This window comes from Lentzea sp., assembly GCF_035525475.1.
In the GTDB taxonomy this organism is placed as follows: domain Bacteria; phylum Actinomycetota; class Actinomycetes; order Mycobacteriales; family Pseudonocardiaceae; genus Lentzea.
In genome coordinates this window covers 19,662-38,284 of sequence record NZ_DATLEC010000025.1, presented here as the reverse complement: position 1 = coordinate 38,284, position 18,623 = coordinate 19,662, and the positions used below count along the sequence as shown (strand labels likewise).

General features: G+C 69.1%; 18 protein-coding genes and 1 rRNA gene. 6 read left to right on the top strand and 13 right to left on the bottom strand.

Translation table 11 applies throughout. The features are described from left to right. Both VM306_RS03250 and tyrS read right to left on the bottom strand, forming a co-directional pair. Positions 1-137, bottom strand: a 16S ribosomal RNA gene (locus VM306_RS03250); the annotation flags it as partial. Between the two features lie 565 nt (positions 138-702). Next, positions 703-1,977: a tyrosine--tRNA ligase gene (tyrS, locus tag VM306_RS03245; protein ID WP_325510693.1), complete on the bottom strand. Its 1,275-nt coding sequence runs from the start codon at positions 1,975-1,977 to the stop codon at positions 703-705. Positions 1,978-2,045: 68 nt separating this feature from the next. Here tyrS and VM306_RS03240 point away from each other — a divergent pair, with 68 nt between their 5' ends. Beyond that, entirely contained in the window at positions 2,046-2,525 is a 480-nt protein-coding gene (locus VM306_RS03240; protein WP_325510692.1) for a hypothetical protein, read from the top strand. A 16-nt stretch (positions 2,526-2,541) separates the two neighbouring features. Beyond that, entirely contained in the window at positions 2,542-3,573 is a 1,032-nt protein-coding gene (locus VM306_RS03235; RefSeq protein ID WP_325510691.1) for a toll/interleukin-1 receptor domain-containing protein, read from the top strand. A gap of 39 nt (positions 3,574-3,612) precedes the next feature. Here VM306_RS03235 and VM306_RS03230 read toward each other — a convergent pair whose 3' ends face one another. Genes VM306_RS03230 through argC form a run of 9 tightly spaced genes read right to left on the bottom strand, consistent with a single transcriptional unit; the run spans position 3,613 to position 11,512 of the window. Beyond that, positions 3,613-4,215, bottom strand: a complete 603-nt coding sequence (locus tag VM306_RS03230) for a DNA-3-methyladenine glycosylase (protein WP_325510690.1) — start codon at positions 4,213-4,215, stop codon at positions 3,613-3,615. Beyond that, positions 4,205-5,596 (bottom strand): argininosuccinate lyase, encoded by a 1,392-nt coding sequence (gene argH, locus VM306_RS03225; protein ID WP_325510689.1) that lies wholly within the window; start codon positions 5,594-5,596, stop codon positions 4,205-4,207. Before argH ends, VM306_RS03230 begins: the two co-directional genes overlap by 11 nt. Positions 5,597-5,624: 28 nt before the next feature. Further along, positions 5,625-5,891 carry an argininosuccinate synthase gene (locus VM306_RS41295; RefSeq protein ID WP_414672323.1) on the bottom strand — a complete coding sequence of 89 codons (267 nt, stop codon included), beginning with the start codon at positions 5,889-5,891 and terminating at the stop codon, positions 5,625-5,627. After that, on the bottom strand, positions 5,884-6,369 hold the full coding sequence (locus VM306_RS03215) for an arginine repressor (RefSeq protein ID WP_325510688.1): 486 nt from the start codon (positions 6,367-6,369) through the stop codon (positions 5,884-5,886). The genes VM306_RS41295 and VM306_RS03215 overlap by 8 nt, the downstream gene beginning before the upstream one ends. Continuing rightward, positions 6,366-7,298 carry an ornithine carbamoyltransferase gene (gene argF / locus VM306_RS03210; RefSeq protein WP_325510687.1) on the bottom strand — a complete coding sequence of 311 codons (933 nt, stop codon included), beginning with the start codon at positions 7,296-7,298 and terminating at the stop codon, positions 6,366-6,368. Before argF ends, VM306_RS03215 begins: the two co-directional genes overlap by 4 nt. After that, a complete protein-coding gene (locus VM306_RS03205; protein ID WP_325510686.1) occupies positions 7,295-8,428 on the bottom strand; it encodes an acetylornithine transaminase in 1,134 nt (377 codons plus the stop codon). Before VM306_RS03205 ends, argF begins: the two co-directional genes overlap by 4 nt. A gap of 20 nt (positions 8,429-8,448) precedes the next feature. Then, positions 8,449-9,318 (bottom strand): acetylglutamate kinase, encoded by an 870-nt coding sequence (argB, locus tag VM306_RS03200; RefSeq protein WP_325510685.1) that lies wholly within the window; start codon positions 9,316-9,318, stop codon positions 8,449-8,451. Then, complete coding sequence (gene argJ, locus VM306_RS03195; RefSeq protein ID WP_325510684.1) at positions 9,315-10,487, bottom strand: bifunctional glutamate N-acetyltransferase/amino-acid acetyltransferase ArgJ; 1,173 nt, start codon at positions 10,485-10,487, stop codon at positions 9,315-9,317. Before argJ ends, argB begins: the two co-directional genes overlap by 4 nt. Beyond that, positions 10,484-11,512: an N-acetyl-gamma-glutamyl-phosphate reductase gene (gene argC / locus VM306_RS03190; protein ID WP_325510683.1), complete on the bottom strand. Its 1,029-nt coding sequence runs from the start codon at positions 11,510-11,512 to the stop codon at positions 10,484-10,486. The genes argJ and argC overlap by 4 nt, the downstream gene beginning before the upstream one ends. A 114-nt stretch (positions 11,513-11,626) precedes the next feature. Here argC and VM306_RS03185 point away from each other — a divergent pair, with 114 nt between their 5' ends. From VM306_RS03185 to VM306_RS03175, 3 genes are all read left to right on the top strand, one after another. Next, on the top strand, positions 11,627-13,117 hold the full coding sequence (locus tag VM306_RS03185; RefSeq protein WP_325510682.1) for a sensor histidine kinase: 1,491 nt from the start codon (positions 11,627-11,629) through the stop codon (positions 13,115-13,117). Next, positions 13,114-14,595, top strand: a complete 1,482-nt coding sequence (locus tag VM306_RS03180; RefSeq protein WP_325510681.1) for a sensor histidine kinase — start codon at positions 13,114-13,116, stop codon at positions 14,593-14,595. The genes VM306_RS03185 and VM306_RS03180 overlap by 4 nt, the downstream gene beginning before the upstream one ends. A gap of 98 nt (positions 14,596-14,693) precedes the next feature. Then, positions 14,694-15,335, top strand: coding sequence for a response regulator transcription factor (locus VM306_RS03175; protein WP_325510680.1), 642 nt, complete (start codon positions 14,694-14,696; stop codon positions 15,333-15,335). Here VM306_RS03175 and sthA read toward each other — a convergent pair. Both sthA and VM306_RS03165 read right to left on the bottom strand, forming a co-directional pair. Beyond that, a complete protein-coding gene (sthA, locus tag VM306_RS03170) occupies positions 15,322-16,737 on the bottom strand; it encodes a Si-specific NAD(P)(+) transhydrogenase (protein WP_325510679.1) in 1,416 nt (471 codons plus the stop codon). The two genes, VM306_RS03175 and sthA, sit on opposite strands and share 14 nt — an antisense overlap. A gap of 76 nt (positions 16,738-16,813) precedes the next feature. Further along, complete coding sequence (locus VM306_RS03165; protein ID WP_325510678.1) at positions 16,814-17,803, bottom strand: hypothetical protein; 990 nt, start codon at positions 17,801-17,803, stop codon at positions 16,814-16,816. A gap of 146 nt (positions 17,804-17,949) precedes the next feature. On the opposite strand from VM306_RS03165, the gene VM306_RS03160 reads away from it, so the two are divergent. Continuing rightward, a complete protein-coding gene (locus VM306_RS03160) occupies positions 17,950-18,618 on the top strand; it encodes a DNA alkylation repair protein (RefSeq protein WP_325510677.1) in 669 nt (222 codons plus the stop codon). Positions 18,619-18,623: the final 5 nt, after the last annotated feature.

The following is an 18,623-nucleotide window of genomic DNA, read 5'->3' as shown; positions in this document are numbered from 1 at the left end:
CAGAGTACAGGGCAGGTTACCCACGTGTTACTCACCCGTTCGCCGCTCGTGTACCCCGAAGGGCCTTACCGCTCGACTTGCATGTGTTAAGCACGCCGCCAGCGTTCGTCCTGAGCCAGGATCAAACTCTCCAATAAGGATCGTTGTGATCGCTCCAGACGGAATATGTCTGGCAATCTGTCTATCTACTCAAAGGAATACTCCTGACGAGGAGTATTCATATTACTGGCTGTTTTTCGGCACGCTGTTGAGTTCTCAAAGAACACGCGCTCATCATCACGACCCGCCGCATGGCGACCCGATCCGAGGCTGTGTCGTACATAAGCTTGTGTTGAAACTTCGACGCCCTTGGCCTCTGAGCTCAGACGAGCTACCGGCTGGGTCTTCATCGTTTCGAGGTCACCCACTCTACCACAGTCGGTGGAAGCTTGGTTCGTGACCCCCGCCGCGCTCCGTTCCGGTGTTCCCGGCCCGTTCCGCGCTGACAGAGAGAAAGTTACACGCACGCCAACTCAGGGTCAAATCGAGGCACCGCAGCCTCCTGCGGCAATGAAACCGCAGGTCAGCGGCCCCGTACAGGACCCAGGAACACGCTATCGCAGGCCCTATCCCCCGCACACTGTGACCGCGATCACACCAGAAACGTCGAAGGCCGCCGGTCCCAATACGGACCGGCGGCCTTCAGAGACCAGTAAGTGCAGGTCAGGGCTCCACGCGAATGCCAGCGTTGTTGCGCTTGCCCCTGCGGAGCACCAGCCACTTGCCGTGGAGGAGGTCGGACGCGGCCGGCTTCCACTCCTCGGAGGTCACCTTCGCGTTGTTCACGTAGGCACCGCCCTCGTTCACCGTCCGCCGGGCGGCGCCCCTGCTCTCGGCCAGCCCGGACGCGATCAGCAGGTCGACGATCGTCGGCTCGTCCGCCAGCCGCGCCTGCCCCGCGGGCGCCTCGGCCAGCGCGGCCTCCAGCACCGACGCGTCCAGGTCGCGCAGCTCGCCCCGGCCGAACAGCGCACCGGAGGCGAGGATGACCTGCTCTGTCGCGCGCTCGCCGTGCACCAGGTCCGTGAACTCCTGCGCGAGGCGCTTCTGCGCGGACCGCAGGTGCGGCTTCTCCGCCGTCTCCTTCTCCAGCTCCTCCAGCTCCTCGCGGGTGAGGAACGTGAACAGGCGCAGGTAGCGCATCACGTCGGCGTCACCGACGTTCACGAAGTACTGGTACCAGGCGTACGGCGAGGTCATCTCCGGGTCGAGCCACACGTTGCCGCCGCCGGTGGACTTGCCGAACTTCCGCCCCTCGGCGTCGGTGACCAGCGGCGCGGTCAGGGCGTGCACGTGCCTGCCCTCGACGCGGCGGATCAGGTCCACCCCGCCGACGATGTTGCCCCACTGGTCCGAGCCGCCGATCTGCAACGCGGTGCCGTACTTGCGGTGCAGCTCCAGGTAGTCGTTGGACTGCAGCAGCAGGTAGCTGAACTCGGTGTACGACATGCCGTCGCCCTCGAGGCGGCGCTTCACCGTCTCGCGCGACAGCATGACGTTGATCGAGAAGTGCTTGCCGACGTCGCGCAGGAACTCGAGCGCCGTGACCTGGCCGGTCCAGTTGAGGTTGTTCTCGACGACCGCGCCCGTGGGCGACGAGTCGAAGTCGACGAACCGCTCCAGCTGGCCGCGGATCCGGCCTGCCCACTCGGCGACGGTGTCCAGCGAGTTGAGCGTGCGCTCACCGGTGTCGCGCGGGTCGCCGATCATGCCCGTGGCACCGCCCGCCAGCACGATCGGCCGGTGGCCCGCCATCTGGAAGCGCTTGAGCATCAGCAGCGGGACCAGGTTGCCGGCGTGCAGCGACGGCGCCGTCGGGTCGAATCCGCAATAGAGCGTGAGCGGGCCGGCGTCCAGGTCCTTCCGGAGTGCGTCGAGGTCGGTGGACGTCGCGATCAGGCCGCGCCAGGAGAGTTCGTCAAGGATGTGCTCGCTCACGGCACTCATTGTCGCCTACCTGGTCCAACGGGTTTCGACCCGGTGCGCGGACGGGTACGCCCGAGGTCATGACAGACCCTCGCGATGCCGAGTTACGCCGGCCCACCGAACGCATGCCCCGCGTCAACGAGCCCATGGCCCACGTGAACGAGCCGATGCCTCGCCGGGTGAACGAGCAGGTCGTCGAGGAGGTGGTCGAACGCGACGACTACCGCAGGGTGCGGACGGTGCGTGCCGTCTGCGCTGTCATCGACGTCCTGTGCTGGATGTTCGCCATCGTGCTGTTCGTGCACATCTTCCTGGTGATCGCGGAAGCGAACACGACCAACGGGTTCTTCCAGTTCGTCTCCGGCTGGGCGGACGGGATCACCCTGGGTCTGGACGGCCTGTTCACGCCCGAGAACGCCAAGGTCGCGACGCTGCTCAACGAGGGTCTGGCCGCGGTGCTGTGGCTGGTCATCGGAGCGCTGCTGACGAGCCTGATCACCCGGCTCGCGCTGCCCGTCGACCACCGCAGGGCGTGGTACCGCAGGACCGTGCGGCCGTAGCGGCGACAATGACGGGGTGACCGAGTACGACTTCGACGTCGCCCCGTCATTCGCCGACCAGGACCGCGCCCTGGTCGAGCCGATCGTGCAACGGCTCAAGGAGCTCGGCGTCAACGTCTACTACGACGAGGACCGCGTCGTGGAGATGTGGGGCCTGGACCTGGTCGAACACCTGTCGGAGACCTTCGGCGAACGCGTGCGGTTCGTGCTCCTGTTCGCCTCGCGCCACTACGTCGCGCACAAGTGGGCCAGGCTCCAGCGCCGTGCCGCTCAGGCACGCGCGCTGGAGCAGCAGGGCGAGTACGTCCTGCCGATCAAGATCGACGACACCGAGGTGCCGGGGCTCTCGGGCACCATCGGCTACCTGGACCTGCGGCGGCACGACACCGACACCATCGCGCAGGCCGTGGTGCAGAAGCTCGCCCAGCACCGGTCGGAGTTCACGCCGCAGACACCGATCACCGCGCAGGCCGTCCAGGCGCTCACCGCGGAGCGCCCGAAGGGCTGGCAGTACCTGCTCTACGTCAGCGTCGTGTGGCAGGGCATGCGCGCGTTGGACAGCAAGTACTGGGAGCACTTCCTCAGGTACGCACCACGCAACGGGCACGTCGAACACGGCGCGGGCCTCGACGCCATCCGCGACCGCAACGTGCTGCTCGGCGAGATCATCGCGGTCGCGGTCGACACGATCTTCACCCCGAACGCCCAGGAAGCGGCGTTCGGCGCGGGCGACCCGGACCGGATCATCCACCTGGGCCGGCTGTTCGTGCGGACGTACGACGAGATCCTCGAATGGGCGCGCACGATCTACGGCACCAGTTACGCCGATGCGCACGCACGGGTCGCCGCTCGCATCCAGGCCCGTTTCGCCGACCAGCAGCTGCAGGCCATGCACAAGGTCGCGCAGGACCTCCGCGAAGTCGCCGACACGCTGGTCGAACGGCTCACGGCGGGTGAGCAGATCAACGTCAACGTGCCGCTGGTGTTCGAGGTCGACCCTGACCTGGAGAGGGAGTTCGTGGCCGCGGTCGGCACGCTGTCAGGCTGACGCGACCCGTCCCCTGACCACCTCGCGTCGACCTGGGGATCACACCTCGGTGCGCCGTTTTCCGCCTCGTTTGTAGGTCGAGACGGACGGGGAGTCGATCCAGAACCGCCACGGCACGTCCATCGCCACGGCGACACCCACGCGTGGACCGGAGTGCACCTCGGTCACCGGCTCGCCCGCGTACAACCGCACCGGCGAGTCGGCGGACGTCAGGTCCACGCCGTTCTGCGAACGGTCCAGCCCGAGGACCTTGCACAACCGTGCGGGTCCCTTGGCCAGTTCGGCGGCGGAGCGCGCGGCCGGACGCCGGGAGAACGCGACGTCCTCGCCGGACACCACTTCCCCCGCACGCAGCAACACGGCGCCGGGGACGCCATCGGTCAGGGACACGACGTTCGCGCAGAAGTGCATGCCGTAGACGAAGTAGACGTACAGGTGGCCGGCCGGGCCGAACATCACCTCGTTGCGCGGCGTCTTGCCGCGGTAGCAGTGGGACGCCGGGTCGTCGCCGCCGCGGTACGCCTCCACCTCGACGATGCGCACGCGCACGCCACCGGCTTCCAGGAAGGAGCCCAGGAGGAGCCGGGACGCGTCGACCGGGTCGACCGCCAGCTCCTCCTGGGTGAACAGCCTAGAAGTCACGGGCCGCCGATGCCTTGGCCAGCAACGCGTCCAGCTGTTCGCGGACGCGGTCGGGCGCCGTGCCGCCGTGGGCGTCGCGCGACGCGATCGAGCCCTCGACCGTCAGCACCGAACGCACCTCGGGGGTCAGCGAGGGTGAGATGGCGCGGAACTCGTCGTCGGTCAGGTCTTCCAGGCCGACCCCGCGGGACTCCGCCGCGCGAACGCACGCACCGGCGGCCTCGTGCGCCACGCGGAACGGGACGCCTTGGCGCACAAGCCATTCCGCGATGTCCGTGGCGAGCGTGAAGCCGGCGGGGGCCAGCGAGGCCATGCGGTCCACGTCGAACCGGAGGGTCGCGACCATGCCGGCGAAGGCGGGCAGCAGGAGCTCCAGCTGCTCGACCGAGTCGAACAGCGGTTCCTTGTCCTCCTGCAGGTCGCGGTTGTAGGCCAGCGGCTGGGCCTTCAACGTCGCCAGGAGCCCGGCCAGGTTGCCGATCAGGCGGCCCGACTTGCCGCGAGCGAGCTCCGCGACGTCCGGGTTCTTCTTCTGCGGCATGATCGAGCTGCCGGTGGACCACGCGTCGTCGAGCACGGCGAAGCGGAACTCGGCGGTCGTCCAGATGATGACCTCCTCCGCGACGCGCGAGAGGTTCACGCTGATCATCGCCAGCACGAACGCGATCTCGGCGGCGAAGTCGCGCGACGCCGTGCCGTCGATGGAGTTCTCGACGGGTGCGTAGAAGCCCAGGTCCGCGGCCACCTTCGCCGGGTCGAGACCCAGCGAGGACCCGGCCAGCGCGCCCGAGCCGTACGGGGAGAACGCGGCGCGCTTGTCCCAGTCGTGCAGGCGGTCGACGTCACGCAGCAACGCGTGCGCGTGGGCCAGGAGGTGGTGCGACAACAACACGGGCTGCGCCGACTGCAGGTGCGTGCGGCCCGGCATCACGGCGCCGAAGTGCGTCTCCGACTGCGCGGCCAGCGCGTCCACCACGTCCAGCACGCCGGCGGCGACCCGGCGGGCCGCGTCGCGCAGCCACATGCGGAAGAGCGTCGCCACCTGGTCGTTGCGGGAACGGCCCGCGCGCAGCTTGCCGCCCAGCTCGGTTCCGGCGCGGTCGATCAGGCCGCGCTCCAGGGCGGTGTGGACGTCCTCGTCCTCCAGCACCGGGGTGAAGGCGCCGGACTCGACGTCGGCGAGCAGCTCGTCCAACGCCTTCTGCATGCCGGCCAGCTCGTCGTCCGTCAGCAGACCCGCCGCGTGCAGCACACGGGCGTGCGCGCGCGAACCCGCGATGTCGTACGGCGCCAGCCGCCAGTCGAAGTGCGTCGACAGCGACAGGCGCGCCATCGCCTCGGCCGGTCCCGACTCGAACCGGCCACCCCACAAAGAACTCATTGCTGCGCAACTTTCATCTGGCCAACACTCAGCTGGCGAAGTCGTAGAGCGATTCTTCCGAACGGGCCACGAGCCCGACGACGCGCCCCTCGTACAGCGCGACGTCGACCTCACCGGACCCCGACGGCAAGGCCATCCGCGCGACCCTGACCGCGACCGAACCCAGGCTGGACCTGATCACGCCCCCGCGGAAGTTGAGCTCGCGGACGGCCTCGGCGACGGAGACGGTCTCGCCGTCCACCGCCACCGGCACACCCGCGTCGAACGTCAGGACGGCGTGCACGGGCTCATTCATCGACCGAACCCGTGGCCAGCGCGGCGATCCGCTCGGCGAGTTCGGAACCCGTCATGGGTTCGCGGGCCACGACCAGGATCGTGTCGTCACCCGCGATCGTGCCGACGACCTCGTGCAACGCCGCCCGGTCGAGCGCCGAGGCCAGGAACTGCGCCGCGCCGGGCGGGGTGCGCAGGACGGCGAGGTTCGCCGAGGAGTCCGTGGACACCAGCAGCTCGCCGAGCACGCGCGCGAGCCGCGTCGTGCCGCCCTGGACGCCGCGCACCGGACTGCCGTCCTCGGGGATCACGTAGATCGGCGCTCCGCCGTCGGGGCCCCGCAGCTTGACCGCGCCGAGCTCGTCCAGGTCGCGCGACAACGTGGCCTGGGTGACCTCGATGCCTTCCGCGGCGAGGAGCTTCGCGAGCTCGGACTGGCTGCGGATGACGAGCTGGCTGACCATCTCGACGATGCGGCCCTGACGTGCGGTGCGGGTCATGACGACTGCTCCAGCAACCACACGAGCAGCGCTTTCTGCGCGTGCAGGCGGTTCTCTGCCTCCTGCCACACGAGCGACTGCGGGCCGTCGAGCACGTCGTCGGTGATCTCCCAGCCGCGGTGCGCGGGCAGGCAGTGCAGGACCGTCGAGTCGGGCTTGCCGGTGGCGGCCAGCAGGTCCGCGTTCACCTGGTACGGGCGGAACGGGCCGACGCGGTCCTTGCCGTCGTTCTCCTGGCCCATCGAGGTCCACGTGTCGGTGACGAGCACGTCGGAGCCGTCGACCGACTCGCGCGGGTCGGTGATCAGCGCGACCGAGCCACCGGTCTCGGCGGCGCGCTTCTTGGCGTCCTCGAGGAACTGCGGGTTCGGCACGAACGACGCCGGCGCGCCGATGCGGACGTGCATGCCGGCCGTGGCACCGCCCAGCAGCAGCGAGTGCGCCATGTTGTTGGCGCCGTCGCCCAGGTACGTCAGCGTCAGACCGGCCAGCTTGCCGTAACGGCGGCGGATCGTCTGCAGGTCCGCGAGCACCTGGCACGGGTGGAACTCGTCGGTCAGCGCGTTGACGACGGGAATCCGCGAGACGGAGGCCATCGCGTCGATGCGGGCCTGCGCGAACGTCCGCCACACCACCGCGTCGACGTACCCGGACAGGATCCGCGAGGTGTCCTCGATGGTCTCCTCGCGGCCCAGCTGCATCGACCGGCCGTCGATGATCACCGGGTTGCCGCCGAGCTGCGCGATGCCGACCTCGAACGACAGGCGCGTGCGCGTCGAGTTCTTCTCGAAGATCACGGCGACGGACTTGGGGCCCGCCAGTGGCTTCGCGGTGAACCGGTCCGCCTTGTAGGCGTCCGCGAGGTCTAGGACGGCGGACTGCTCGTCGGTGGTCAGGCTGTCGTCGCGCAGGAAGTGCCTCGGGCTCACGGCGTCTCCTCGAAGAAGGTGGGGAGCGCGGCGACGAAGGCCTGCGCATCGGACTCCTCCAGCACCAGGGGCGGAGCGAGCCGCAGCACGTCGGGCTGGATCGGGTTGATCAGGTAACCGGCCTTCTGCGCGGCCGCCGCGGCCTTCGCCGAGACCGCCTCTCGCAGCGTGATGCCGAGCAGGAGACCGGCTCCCCGGACTCCGGAGATCGCGGGGTGGTGCAACGCCTCCACGCCCGCGGCGATCTCCTTGCCCACGGACGAGGCGTGCTCCAGCAGGCCTTCCGAGGCGATCGTGTCCAGCACCGCGAGCCCGGCGGCGCAGCACACCGGGTTGCCGCCGTACGTCGTGCCGTGGTGGCCGGGCTTGAACAGCTCCGCGGCCGCGCCGAAACCGATGGTCGCGCCCAGTGGCAGGCCACCGCCGATGCCCTTGGCGAGGGTGATGACGTCCGGCACGATCCCGGCCTGCTGGAACGCGAACCACGTGCCGAGGCGCCCGATGCCGGTCTGCACCTCGTCGAGGATGAACAGCGCGCCGTGCTCGGCGGTGATCCGGCGGACCTCCTGCAGGTAGCCGGCGGGAGGAACGACCACGCCCTGCTCGCCCTGGATCGGCTCGACTATGAACGCCGCGGTGTCGTCGTCGATCGCGGCCTCGAGCGCCTGGACGTCGCCGAACGGGATGTGCGAGACGCCGGGCACGAGCGGCTCGAACGGCGCGCGCTTCGGCTCCTGGCCGGTCAGCGTCAGCGCGCCCATCGTGCGGCCGTGGAACCCGCCGATCGTGGAGACGACCTTGGTGCGGCCGGTGAGGCGCGACATCTTGAGCGCCGCCTCGTTGGCCTCGGCGCCGGAGTTGCAGAAGAAGACCTTGCCGGGCTCGCCGGCGATGTCCAGCAGGCGTTCGGCGAGCTTGAGCGCGGGCTCGTTGACGTACAGGTTGCCGGTGTGGCCGAGCTTCGCGATCTGCGTGGACACCGCCTCGACGATCGCCGGGTGCGCGTGGCCGAGCGCGTTGACCGCGAGGCCCGTCAGCAGGTCGACGTAGCGGTTGCCGTCCGCGTCCCAGACGTGCGCGCCCTCGCCTCGTTCGAGCTGCAGCGAAGGCGTGCCGTAGTTGTCCATCATGGACTCTTGCCACCGCGTGGTCACTTGTCCCCCAGAACCATCGTTCCGACACCTTCAGTGGTGAAGATTTCCAGCAACACCGAGTGGGCCAGCCTGCCGTCGATCACGTGCGCCTGCGGGACGCCGCCGCGCACCGCGCGCAGGCAGGCCTCCATCTTCGGCACCATGCCGCTCTCCAGGTCCGGCAGGATCTTCTCCAGCTCGGAGGCCCGGATCTGGTTCAGCAGCGACGACCTGTCCGGCCAGTTCGCGTACAAACCTTCGACGTCCGTCAGCACGACGAGCTTCTCCGCGCCGAGAGCGACCGCGAGAGCGCCCGCCGCCGTGTCCGCGTTCACGTTGTGCGGCACGCCGTGGATGTTCGGCGCGACCGACGACACGACCGGGATGCGGCCCGCGCGGACGATGTCGAGCACCGCGTCCGGGTTGACCTCGGTGATGTCGCCGACGAGACCGATGTCGACCTCTTCGCCGTCCACCAGAGCGCCGCGGCGCGTGGCCGTGAACAGGTGCGCGTCCTCGCCGGAGATCCCGACGGCGTAAGGACCGTGCTGGTTGATCAGGCCGACGAGCTCGCGCCCGACCTGGCCGACCAGGACCATCCGCACGACCTCCATGGCCTCGGGCGTGGTGACGCGCAGACCGCCGCGGAACTCGCTGTGGATGCCGAGCCTGTCGAGCATCGACTTGATCTGCGGGCCGCCGCCGTGGACGACGACCGGGCGCAGGCCGCACAGCCGCAGGAACACCATGTCCTCGGCGAACGCCTTCTTCAGCTCGTCGTCGACCATGGCGTTGCCGCCGTACTTGACGACCACGAGCGCGCCGCGGAAACGCTCCAGCCACGGCAGCGCTTCGACGAGGACCGCCGCTTTCTCTTGTGCGTTCATGAGGAGTAGGCGCTGTTCTCTTCGACGTAGCCGTGGGACAGGTCCGTGGTGAGCACGGTGGCTTCGGCGTCGCCGACGTTGAGGTCGATGACGATCTCGATGTCACGGCCGGAGAGGTCCGCCTCGGAACGGTCGCGGTCGCGGGTCCCGTTGCGGTACAACGACACGCCGTTGATCAGGATCTGCAGCACGTCCGGGTCGATCTCGGCGTCCGCGCGGCCGAGCGCCATCGCGATGCGGCCCCAGTTCGGGTCGCTGCCGAACAACGCGGTCTTGACGAGGTTGTCCTCGGCGACCGTCCGTCCGATGTGGACGGCCTCGGCCTCGGTGGCGGCCTGCCTGACGATGATGCTGATCTCCTTGGTCACGCCCTCCGCGTCGCCCTGCAGCTGCTTGACCAGGTCGTGCGCGACCTCGGTGAGCAGCGCGGTGAAGTCTTCGAACGACGGCTCGACGCCGGAGGCGCCGGAGGCCAGGACCAGCACGGTGTCGTTGGTGGACGTGCCGCCGTCGACGTCGAGGCGGTCGAACGTCCTGGACGTGGCCTGGCGCAACGCCTTGTCGAGCTGCTCGCCGCTGATCCTGGCGTCGGTGGTGATCACCGACAGCATCGTGGCCATGTTCGGGGCGAGCATGCCCGCGCCCTTCACGAACCCGCCGACGGACCAGCCCTGCTCGGAGGCCTTCCACGACTGCTTGGGGCGGCTGTCCGTGGTCATCACGCCGGTGGCGGCGTCGAGACCGGCCTCGACGGACGAGTCCAGCTCCTTCGCGGCCTTCTCGACGCCGGTGAGCACCTTGTCCATCGGCAGGCGCTCGCCGATCAGGCCGGTGGAGCACACCGCGACGTCGACGGCGCCGGTGCCGAGCACCTCGGCGACCTTCTCGGCGGTGGCGTGCGTGTCCTGGAAGCCCTCGGGGCCGGTGCACGCGTTGGCGCCGCCGGAGTTGAGCACGACCGCGGTGAGGCGTCGGGACGCGATCACCTGCTGCGACCACAACACCGGCGCGGCCTTCACCTTGTTCGTGGTGAACACACCCGCGGCGGAGTCGGATGGCCCGTCGTTGACGACGAGCGCGAGGTCCAGCGCGCCGGATTCCTTGATCCCGGCGGCGATCCCGGAGGCACGGAAGCCCTGGGGTCCGGTGACGCCCTTGTTGCGGTTCACGGAGCGACTCCAACGGTCGAGAGGCCGGACGTTTCCGGCAGGCCGAGAGCGAGGTTCATGCACTGGACGGCGGCACCCGCGGTGCCCTTGGCCAGGTTGTCGACGGCGGCCACGACCACGAGCCTGCCCAGGTCCTCGTCGACGGTCACCTGCATCTGGACGGCGTTCGACCCCAGCACGGCGTTCGTCGTCGGCCAGAACCCTTCTGGCAGCACGTGCACGAACGGCTCGTCCGCGTACGCCTTCTCGTAGGCCTCGCGAACGTTTGCGCCATCTTGTGAGGTGACTGTCTTGAGCTGCGCGGAGCAGGTGGCGAGGATGCCACGGGACATCGGCGCGAGCACCGGCGTGAAGCTGACCCTGATCGGACGGCCCGCCGCCGCGGACAGGTTCTGGGTGATCTCGGGCGTGTGCCGGTGGGCGCCGCCGACGCCGTACGCGCTGGCCGAGCCCATGACCTCGGACCCGAGCAGGTTCGGCTTGAGCGACTTGCCCGCGCCCGACGTGCCCGACACGGCGACGATGACGACGTCGTCCTCGATGAGGTCCACGGCCGGCGCGAGCGCCAGGGAGGAGACCGTCGGGTAGCAGCCGGGGACGGCGATCCGGCGGGCGCCGACGAGCGCGTCCCGCCCGTTGGGAAGCTCGGGCAACCCGTACGGCCACGAGCCCGCGTGCGCGCTCCCGTACCACCGCGTCCAATCATCGGCGCTGGTCAGGCGGTGGTCGGCGCCGCAGTCGACCACGACCACGTCGTCGCCGAGCTGCTCGGCGATCGCGGCCGAGTGACCGTGGGGAAGTGCGAGGAACACCACGTCGTGCCCCTGGAGGGTCTCCGCTGTGGTGTCTTGTAGGCGGCGGTCCGCGAGCGGCAGGAGGTGCGGCTGGTGCTTGAGCAGCATGTCGCCGGCGCTGCTGTTCGCCGTGAGCGCGCCGATCTCGACGTCCGGATGTCCCAGTAGCAGGCGGAGCAGCTCGCCACCCGCGTACCCGCTGGCGCCCGCGACCGCGATCCTCACTGTCATACGCATGATTATGCACGGTCATGCAAACTCACTCAACCGACCATGGCCACCTGTCCGCCCGTTCGGGCCACCTGGCGCTGGGCCGCCTCACCGCGGTCGACCATGATGATCAGCGTGAACGTGAGGGTGCGCGACGGGCTGTGGATGGCGAGCGCCTTCCTGCTGGCGCTCGTGACGCTGGTGGCGCCGCTGGGCAGGCCGGGCCAGTGGTGGCTGGTCGTGGCGTCCGCGGTGTGGGCCGCCGCGCTGGTGCCGCTCAGCGCGTGGCGGCCGCGGTGGGCGATCGTGCTCACCGCTCCCCTGAACGCGGTCAACAACCTGCTGGCGCTCGCCCCGACGTCGCTCGTGGTCTTCCGAGCCGCCCGGTCAGTCCGCTCCCAGGGCGAGCTGTGGGCGTTGATCGGCACCACCGCGGTGCTGCAGGCGGGGTTCGGCGGCCTCTACGCGTGGCGCGCGGGAGACAGCCCGACCGAGTACGCGCTCGCCACCGCGTTCACCGTCGTGTTCCTGCTGGTCTTCCCCGCTGTCGCCGGTGCGCTCATCGGGCGGCGCAAGCCGTTGACGCAGGTTTTGATGGAACGCAACGACTACTTGGAACACGCGCGTGTGTTGACGGCGACCACCGCGAGGTCGGCGACGCGCGCACACATCGCGAGCGAGATGCACGACATGCTCAGCCACCGCCTCCGGCAGTTGACCGCCCACGCGGAAACCCTGGAGCACTCCGCCGTCGAACAGGCGCCTGAGCTGCGAGAACAGGTCGAGCTGATCCGCAAGACGTCCGCGGTCGCGATGGACGAGCTACGCGAGATCCTCGGCGTGCTGGGTACGTCGACTGACGCCGACGAGGACGCCGGTACGCGCACGGACGTCGAACGGCTCGTGGCGGCATCTGCCGCTGCGGGCGTATCGGTCGTCTTGGAATGGTCGGGCGACGATTTGTCCAATGCCGACGCACGCCTGCGGAGAGCGGTGCATCGAGTCGTGCGTGAAGCACTAACGAACGTCCACAAGCACGCGCCGTCCGCACGAACCCGCGTCTCGGTGCAGGTCGCTGAACGCGTGCGCGTCGAAGTGGTCAACGGCCCGAGCAGCGAACCGAGGGGCGGCGGCACCCGGCGCGGGCTCATCGGCCTGGACGAACGGGTCGAGCTGATCGGCGGGTCGTTCGACGCGCGTCCGTTCGCGGGCGGGTTCCGGGTCGCGGCCGACCTGCCGTCGCACCCGGTGGTGCAGGAGGAGACGGGGTCGGCGGGCTCCGTGACGGAGGCGCCTCCCCCGATCACCGCCGAGGTCCTGACCGTGCCGCGCGTGGTCGGCGGCGGCTGCCTCGCCACGCTCGCGGTGGTCCCGGCACTCGGCACGGCGTTCGTGCTGCTCGTCGTGGCGATCTTCGGCCGAGGCGAGATGAGCAGGCAGGAGTTCGACGCGTTCGAGATCTCGGTGGTGCACGAGGAGGAGGTGACCGAGACGTTCGGCTTCGGCGTGCACTCGGACAACGCGGGCTGCTCCCGCTACCACGCGAGCGACTCGGACGCCCTCGACTTCGAGCTCTGCTTCGACGAGTACGGCGTGCTGGCCACGAAGAAGGAGCTGGCTCGATGAGGTTCGTCTGGCCCGCGCTCGCCCTGCTGGCAGGCCTGGTGCCGCTGATCGCCCCGCTGGCCCCGGTCCCCCACCCGGTGCTGACCGTCGCGACGGCGTCGTGGATCGCGACCCTGGTGTGGCTGGCGCCGCGCAAACCGGAGTGGGCGCTACTCCTGACCGCACCGCTCTTCGCGGTCAACAACTTCTCGGCGCAGGCCATCACGATGTTCGTGGTCTTCGCCGCGTGCAGGCGCATCACGCCGCTGAGCAGGTTGTGGGCGCTGCTGGGAATCATGACGGTGCTGCAGAGCGCCTTCAGCCTGTTCCAGGAGAGCTACCTCGCCCTCCCTCTCTGGGAGGCGCTGCTCGGCTCGGTCATCGGATCGATCTTCTTCGTGCTCTTCCCCGCCGTCTCCGGCATGCTGCTGGGCCGCCGCAGGCCGATGGTCCGCCTCCTGCAGGAACGCAACGAGTACCTGGAACGGGCCAGGGCCCTGACCGCGGCCTCAGCCCGTTCAGAAGAACGAGCCCACATCGCGGGCGAGATGCACGACATGCTCGGCCACCGCCTGAGCCTGATCTCCATCCACGCCGGAGCCCTGGAGCTGGCCACCGCCACCAAGGCCCCGCAACTGCACGAACAGGCAGAACTGATCCGCACCACCTCGTCCCTGGCGATGGCGGAACTGCGGGAGATCCTCGGCGTCCTCCGCACCAACCCGGAACCGGAGTCCCTGGACGAGGACACGGGCACCCGCTCCGACATCACCGCGCTGGTCGACAGCTCAGCAGCGGCAGGCCTCACCGTCACTCTCGACTGGTCAGGCGACGACCTGCACGGAGCCGACCCGCGCACCCGCAGAGCCGTCCACCGAGTGGTCCGCGAAGCCCTGACGAACGTCCACAAACACGCCCCCTCCACCCGAGCCAGAGTCCAGGTGGCGGTCCAGGGCGGCCGGGCACGAATCCAGGTCCTCAACGGCCCCTCCACCACCACCCCGGGCAAGGGCACCCGCCGAGGCCTGATCGGCCTGGAGGAACGGGTGGGCCTGCTGGGCGGCTCGTTCAGCGCGGGCCACCCACCAGAGGGCGGCTTCCGAGTGGCGGCCGACGTACCCCTGCACCCCGCGGCCCAGCCGGACCAGACCACAGCGGAGGTGACCGAGGTCCCGCCTCCGCCGGCGGCAGAGGTGCTGACCGTGCCACGAGTGCTGGGCGGCGGCTGCCTGGGCCTGCTGGCACTGGTCCCGATCGCGGGAGCACTGTCCGTACTGCTGCTGTTCACGCTGCTCAACCCGACCCAGATGAACGCACCGTACTTCGACTCGCTGAAGGTGGGCATCACGTCCGAAGAGGAGGTGATGGGCCAGTTCGGCTTCGGCCAGCTCGGCGTGGACGGCTGCTCGCGGTACAGGACCTCGCACAACGCCGAACTGGTCTACAAACTCTGCTTCAGGGACGGCAAGCTGGAGTCGAAGACCCAGGAACGCCCATGAGCAACCGCGCTGGAACGCGACCCGCTCGGCAAGGGTGACCCCTCCGCTGGAACGCGACAAGCACACCGAATACACCCCCACCGCTTAAGGTGGCGACCGTGATCCGAGTTCTCATCGCCGACGACGAGACGCTGATGCGCGCCGGCATCCGCCTGATCCTCGAGAACGACCCCGAGATCACCGTGGTCGCCGAAGCATCCGACGGCCGGCAGGCAGTGGACCTGACCCACCAGCACATGATCGACGTAGCCCTCCTGGACATCCGAATGCCAGGAGGCGACGGCCTGAAAGCCGCGGAACAAATCGCCGAACACACCAACGTGGTCATGCTGACGACGTTCGGCGAGGACTCCTACGTGGCCCAGGCCCTCAAGGTAGGCGCCACGGGCTTCCTCCTGAAGGACACCCCGCCACAGGACCTGATCAACGCGGTCCGCAAGGCAGCCCAGGGCGAACCCATCCTCGCCCCGCAGATCACCAAGCGCCTGATCGAAAGACACCTGACCGCCCCGAACGACAGCTCGGAAGCGCGCAGGAAGATCGACAAGCTGACCGAGACGGAACGCACCGTGCTCGAGCTCGTGGGCGAGGGACTGTCCAACACCGAGATCGGCGAGCGGCTCTACCTGGCGACCGGCACGGTGAAGGCGCACATCAGCCGGATCCTGCCCAAGCTGGAGGTCACCAACCGCGTGCAGGCCGCCATCGTGGCCCACGACGCCGGTCTCACGAGGTCGTGAACCGGTCCAGCGCGCGGATCTTGTTCGTGGCGTCCAGGGCCGCGACCTTGTAGGCCTCGGACAGCGTCGGGTAGTTGAAGACCGTGTCGACCAGGTAGTCGACCGTGCCGCCGCAGCCCATCACGGCCTGACCGATGTGCACCAGGTCCGTGGCACCCGTGCCGAACACGTGCACGCCGAGGATCTTGCGGTCCACCGTGGACACCAGGAGCTTGAGCATGCCGTACGCGTCACCGACGATCTGGCCGCGGGCCAGCTCCCGGTACCGCGAGATGCCCACCTCGTAGGGGATCGCGGACGACGTCAGCTCGGCTTCCGTGGCGCCGCAGTACGAGATCTCCGGGATCGTGTAGATGCCGATGGGCTGCAACGCCGTCAGCTCGTGCACCGGCTCGCCGAACGCGTGGTAGGCGGCCAGGCGGCCCTGGTCCATCGACGTCGCGGCCAGCGCCGGGAAGCCGATCACGTCGCCGACGGCGTAGATGTGCTCGACGGGCGTGCGGTAGTGCTCGTCGACGGACAGGCGGCCGCGGCGGTCGGCCTCGAGGCCGGCGGCGGCGAGGTCGAGATGGTCGGTGCAGCCCTGGCGGCCGGCCGAGTACATGACCGCGGCGGCCGGGATGCGCTTGCCGGAGGCCAGGGTCGTGATGGTGCCCGACTCCGACACCGAGACGTCGACGACCTTCTCGTCGAAGCGGAACGTGACGGCCTGGTCGCGCAGGTGGAACTTCAGCGACTCGACGATCTCGGGGTCGCAGAAGTCCAGCATCCGTTCGCGCTGCTCGACGACCGTGACACGGCACCCGAGCGCGGCGAACATCGACGCGTACTCGATGCCGATCACGCCGGCGCCGACCACGACCAGCGACGACGGGATCTCCGTGAGGGCGAAGACCTCGTCGGAGTCGAGGATGCGCTCCTCGTCGAAGTCCACCGCGGACGGACGCGCGGGCGTCGTGCCGGTCGCGATCACGATGTACTCACCGCTGATCGTCGTCCGGTCGCCGCGGTGACTTCCTTCCACCGCAACGGTGTGCTCGTCGACGAAACGCCCGAAGCCGTTGAGGAGGTCGATGCCGTTGCGGTGCAGCTGCGCGCGCACGACCTGGACCTCGCGGCCGATCACGTGCTGCGTGCGAGCCATCAGGTCGTTGATCGTGATGTCCTGCTTGACCCGGTAGCTCGCGCCGTACAGCTCGCGCTGGCTCATGCCCGTCAGGAACATGACGGCCTCGCGCAGCGTCTTCGACGGGATGGTGCCCGTGTTCGCGCAGACACCGCCGACCATCTCCTGCTTGTCGATGATCGCCACGCGCTTGCCCAGCTTCGCACCCGCGATCGCCGCCTTCTGACCGCCAGGGCCAGAGCCGATGACGATCAGGTCGTAGTCGTACGGCGTCATGGTCAGCAGCCTACTTCGGCTGATCGGTTTCCACCCCTGAACGGAGGATGAATCCGCGCGTCCAGGGCAGATGCGCCTAGGGCACGTCAGCGCGGAACGGCGCGATCAGGTCGAGCAGCCGGACCCTGGCGCGGTACTCGGCGACGCGGTCCGCGAACGGCCGCTTCACGATCTTGCGCACGGCGTCCTCCGACAGGCGCTCATAGGCGGGGACCGTGTCGTTGCCGAGGAAGTTCCAGCGGTCCTCCCGGTCCGCGTAGTTGAACGCGGGCAGCGGGCCTCCGAACAGCGGCCGGAACCGCGCAGGGGTCCTCCCGCCGGGCACCGGCATCGGACCGGCCACGGTGATCGCGTACGTGACGACCTCGCCGGGCGGCAGCAGCCGCGACCGCATCCTGTCGAACTGGTCGGCGATCACCAGGTTCTGCTCGCGGGACGAGAACTCCAGGACGGCCCGCGCCGGGTCGGCCCACGCGGCGGTGGTCTCCGGGTCGATGACGCCCGCGTCGCGCAGTTCCTCGACGGCCCCGACCCCGCCGTGCAGATAGGCGGCGTGCATCGCGCCGAGGTCCATGAAGATGTGCTTCTGCATCGACATCAGCATCGACGAGAACCACCGCAGTTCCGGAACCGTGCCGAGGTCGAGCATGCCCGCGGCGAACGCGGGTGCGCCGATGTTCGCGAATCCCATCCATCGCAGGGATTCCGGGTGATCGAGGTAGAGCTTCGCGTAGAAGTCGTAGACGGCGAAGATCACCGCGCGGTTCGAGTCGGCACTGCCCTGCGGATCCCAGTCGGCGAGCCGCACACCCGCGTCATCGGCGGCGCGCACAATCCAGTACTGCCACAACAACGCTTTGAAGCGCACCGGAGAGATGCCCTTGTCCCGGTACGAGCTCAGCGCCCGCTCGAGCGCGGCGCGGTCGTACGGCAGGTCGGGGTGCACTCCACCCCGCTCCTCACCGTTGCCGTTGACCAGCGGCAGGTCCAGGAAATCCACCGTGTCCGCCTTGGTGGCACCCATGCTGCCGAGCACGAGCGCCGCCACCACCATGAGCACGCGCATGAACGCGAACTGTATCCGGAACTCGCGCGTTTTCTGTTCACACCGGCGGCGGGTCAAAGGATGCTATGCGAATTCGTTAGCAATTGTGACACGAATGGGGCCAATAATCTCAACAGGGCTACTCCTTATGGCTATACCGTTTGGGCGTGAGACTTGAGGTTCCCTTGATCAAAGCGGTTCGAGCCGGACTCGAGGAGCGCGCGGATTCGCGCAAAGCGCCGGAGATGCAGGCGTACATGAAGTCCGGCATGCCGTTCCTCGGCGTGCGGAAACCGGGACGCGCGGAGCTGCTGAAGTCACTGCCCGTGGTGGAGGACCGGGACGAGTGGCTCGACGCCGTGCAGACGTTGTGGCGGGAGGCGACCTACCGCGAGGAGCGCTACATCGCGCTGGCGCTGAGCGGGGACCGCCGCTTCCAGTCGGCCGACCTGCTGCCGTGGTTCGACGAGATGATCGTGACGGGCGCGTGGTGGGACTACGTGGACGAGATCGCGTCGAAACGGGTCGGGCCGCTGCTGCGGTCGGCGCCCGAGGTCGTGCGGCCGCTGATGCTCGAGTGGTCCGTCGACGCGGACCGGTGGCGCCGCCGGACGTCGGTGATCTGCCAGCTCGGCGCCAAGGGGGCGACCGACGTCGAGCTGCTCACGTCGTGCGTCGACGCGAACGCGGCCGACCCCGACTTCTTCCTGCGCAAGGGGATCGGGTGGGCGCTGAGGGAGTTCGCGAAGACCGAGCCGGGGTGGGTGCGGGCGTTCGTCGAGGCCCGGCCGGAGCTGTCGCCGTTGTCACGGCGTGAAGCGCTCAAGCACCTCTGAGGACG

Coding starts and splice junctions, on each gene's coding strand:
- VM306_RS03240 (WP_325510692.1), top strand. CDS start 2,046: ATGACAGACCCTCGCGATGCCGAGTTACGCCGGCCCACCGAACGCATG.
- argH (WP_325510689.1), bottom strand. CDS start 5,596: ATGAGTTCTTTGTGGGGTGGCCGGTTCGAGTCGGGACCGGCCGAGGCG.
- VM306_RS41295 (WP_414672323.1), bottom strand. CDS start 5,891: ATGAATGAGCCCGTGCACGCCGTCCTGACGTTCGACGCGGGTGTGCCG.
- VM306_RS03215 (WP_325510688.1), bottom strand. CDS start 6,369: ATGACCCGCACCGCACGTCAGGGCCGCATCGTCGAGATGGTCAGCCAG.
- VM306_RS03205 (WP_325510686.1), bottom strand. CDS start 8,428: ATGATGGACAACTACGGCACGCCTTCGCTGCAGCTCGAACGAGGCGAG.
- argB (WP_325510685.1), bottom strand. CDS start 9,318: ATGAACGCACAAGAGAAAGCGGCGGTCCTCGTCGAAGCGCTGCCGTGG.
- argC (WP_325510683.1), bottom strand. CDS start 11,512: ATGACAGTGAGGATCGCGGTCGCGGGCGCCAGCGGGTACGCGGGTGGC.
- VM306_RS03180 (WP_325510681.1), top strand. CDS start 13,114: ATGAGGTTCGTCTGGCCCGCGCTCGCCCTGCTGGCAGGCCTGGTGCCG.
- sthA (WP_325510679.1), bottom strand. CDS start 16,737: ATGACGCCGTACGACTACGACCTGATCGTCATCGGCTCTGGCCCTGGC.
- VM306_RS03165 (WP_325510678.1), bottom strand. CDS start 17,803: ATGCGCGTGCTCATGGTGGTGGCGGCGCTCGTGCTCGGCAGCATGGGT.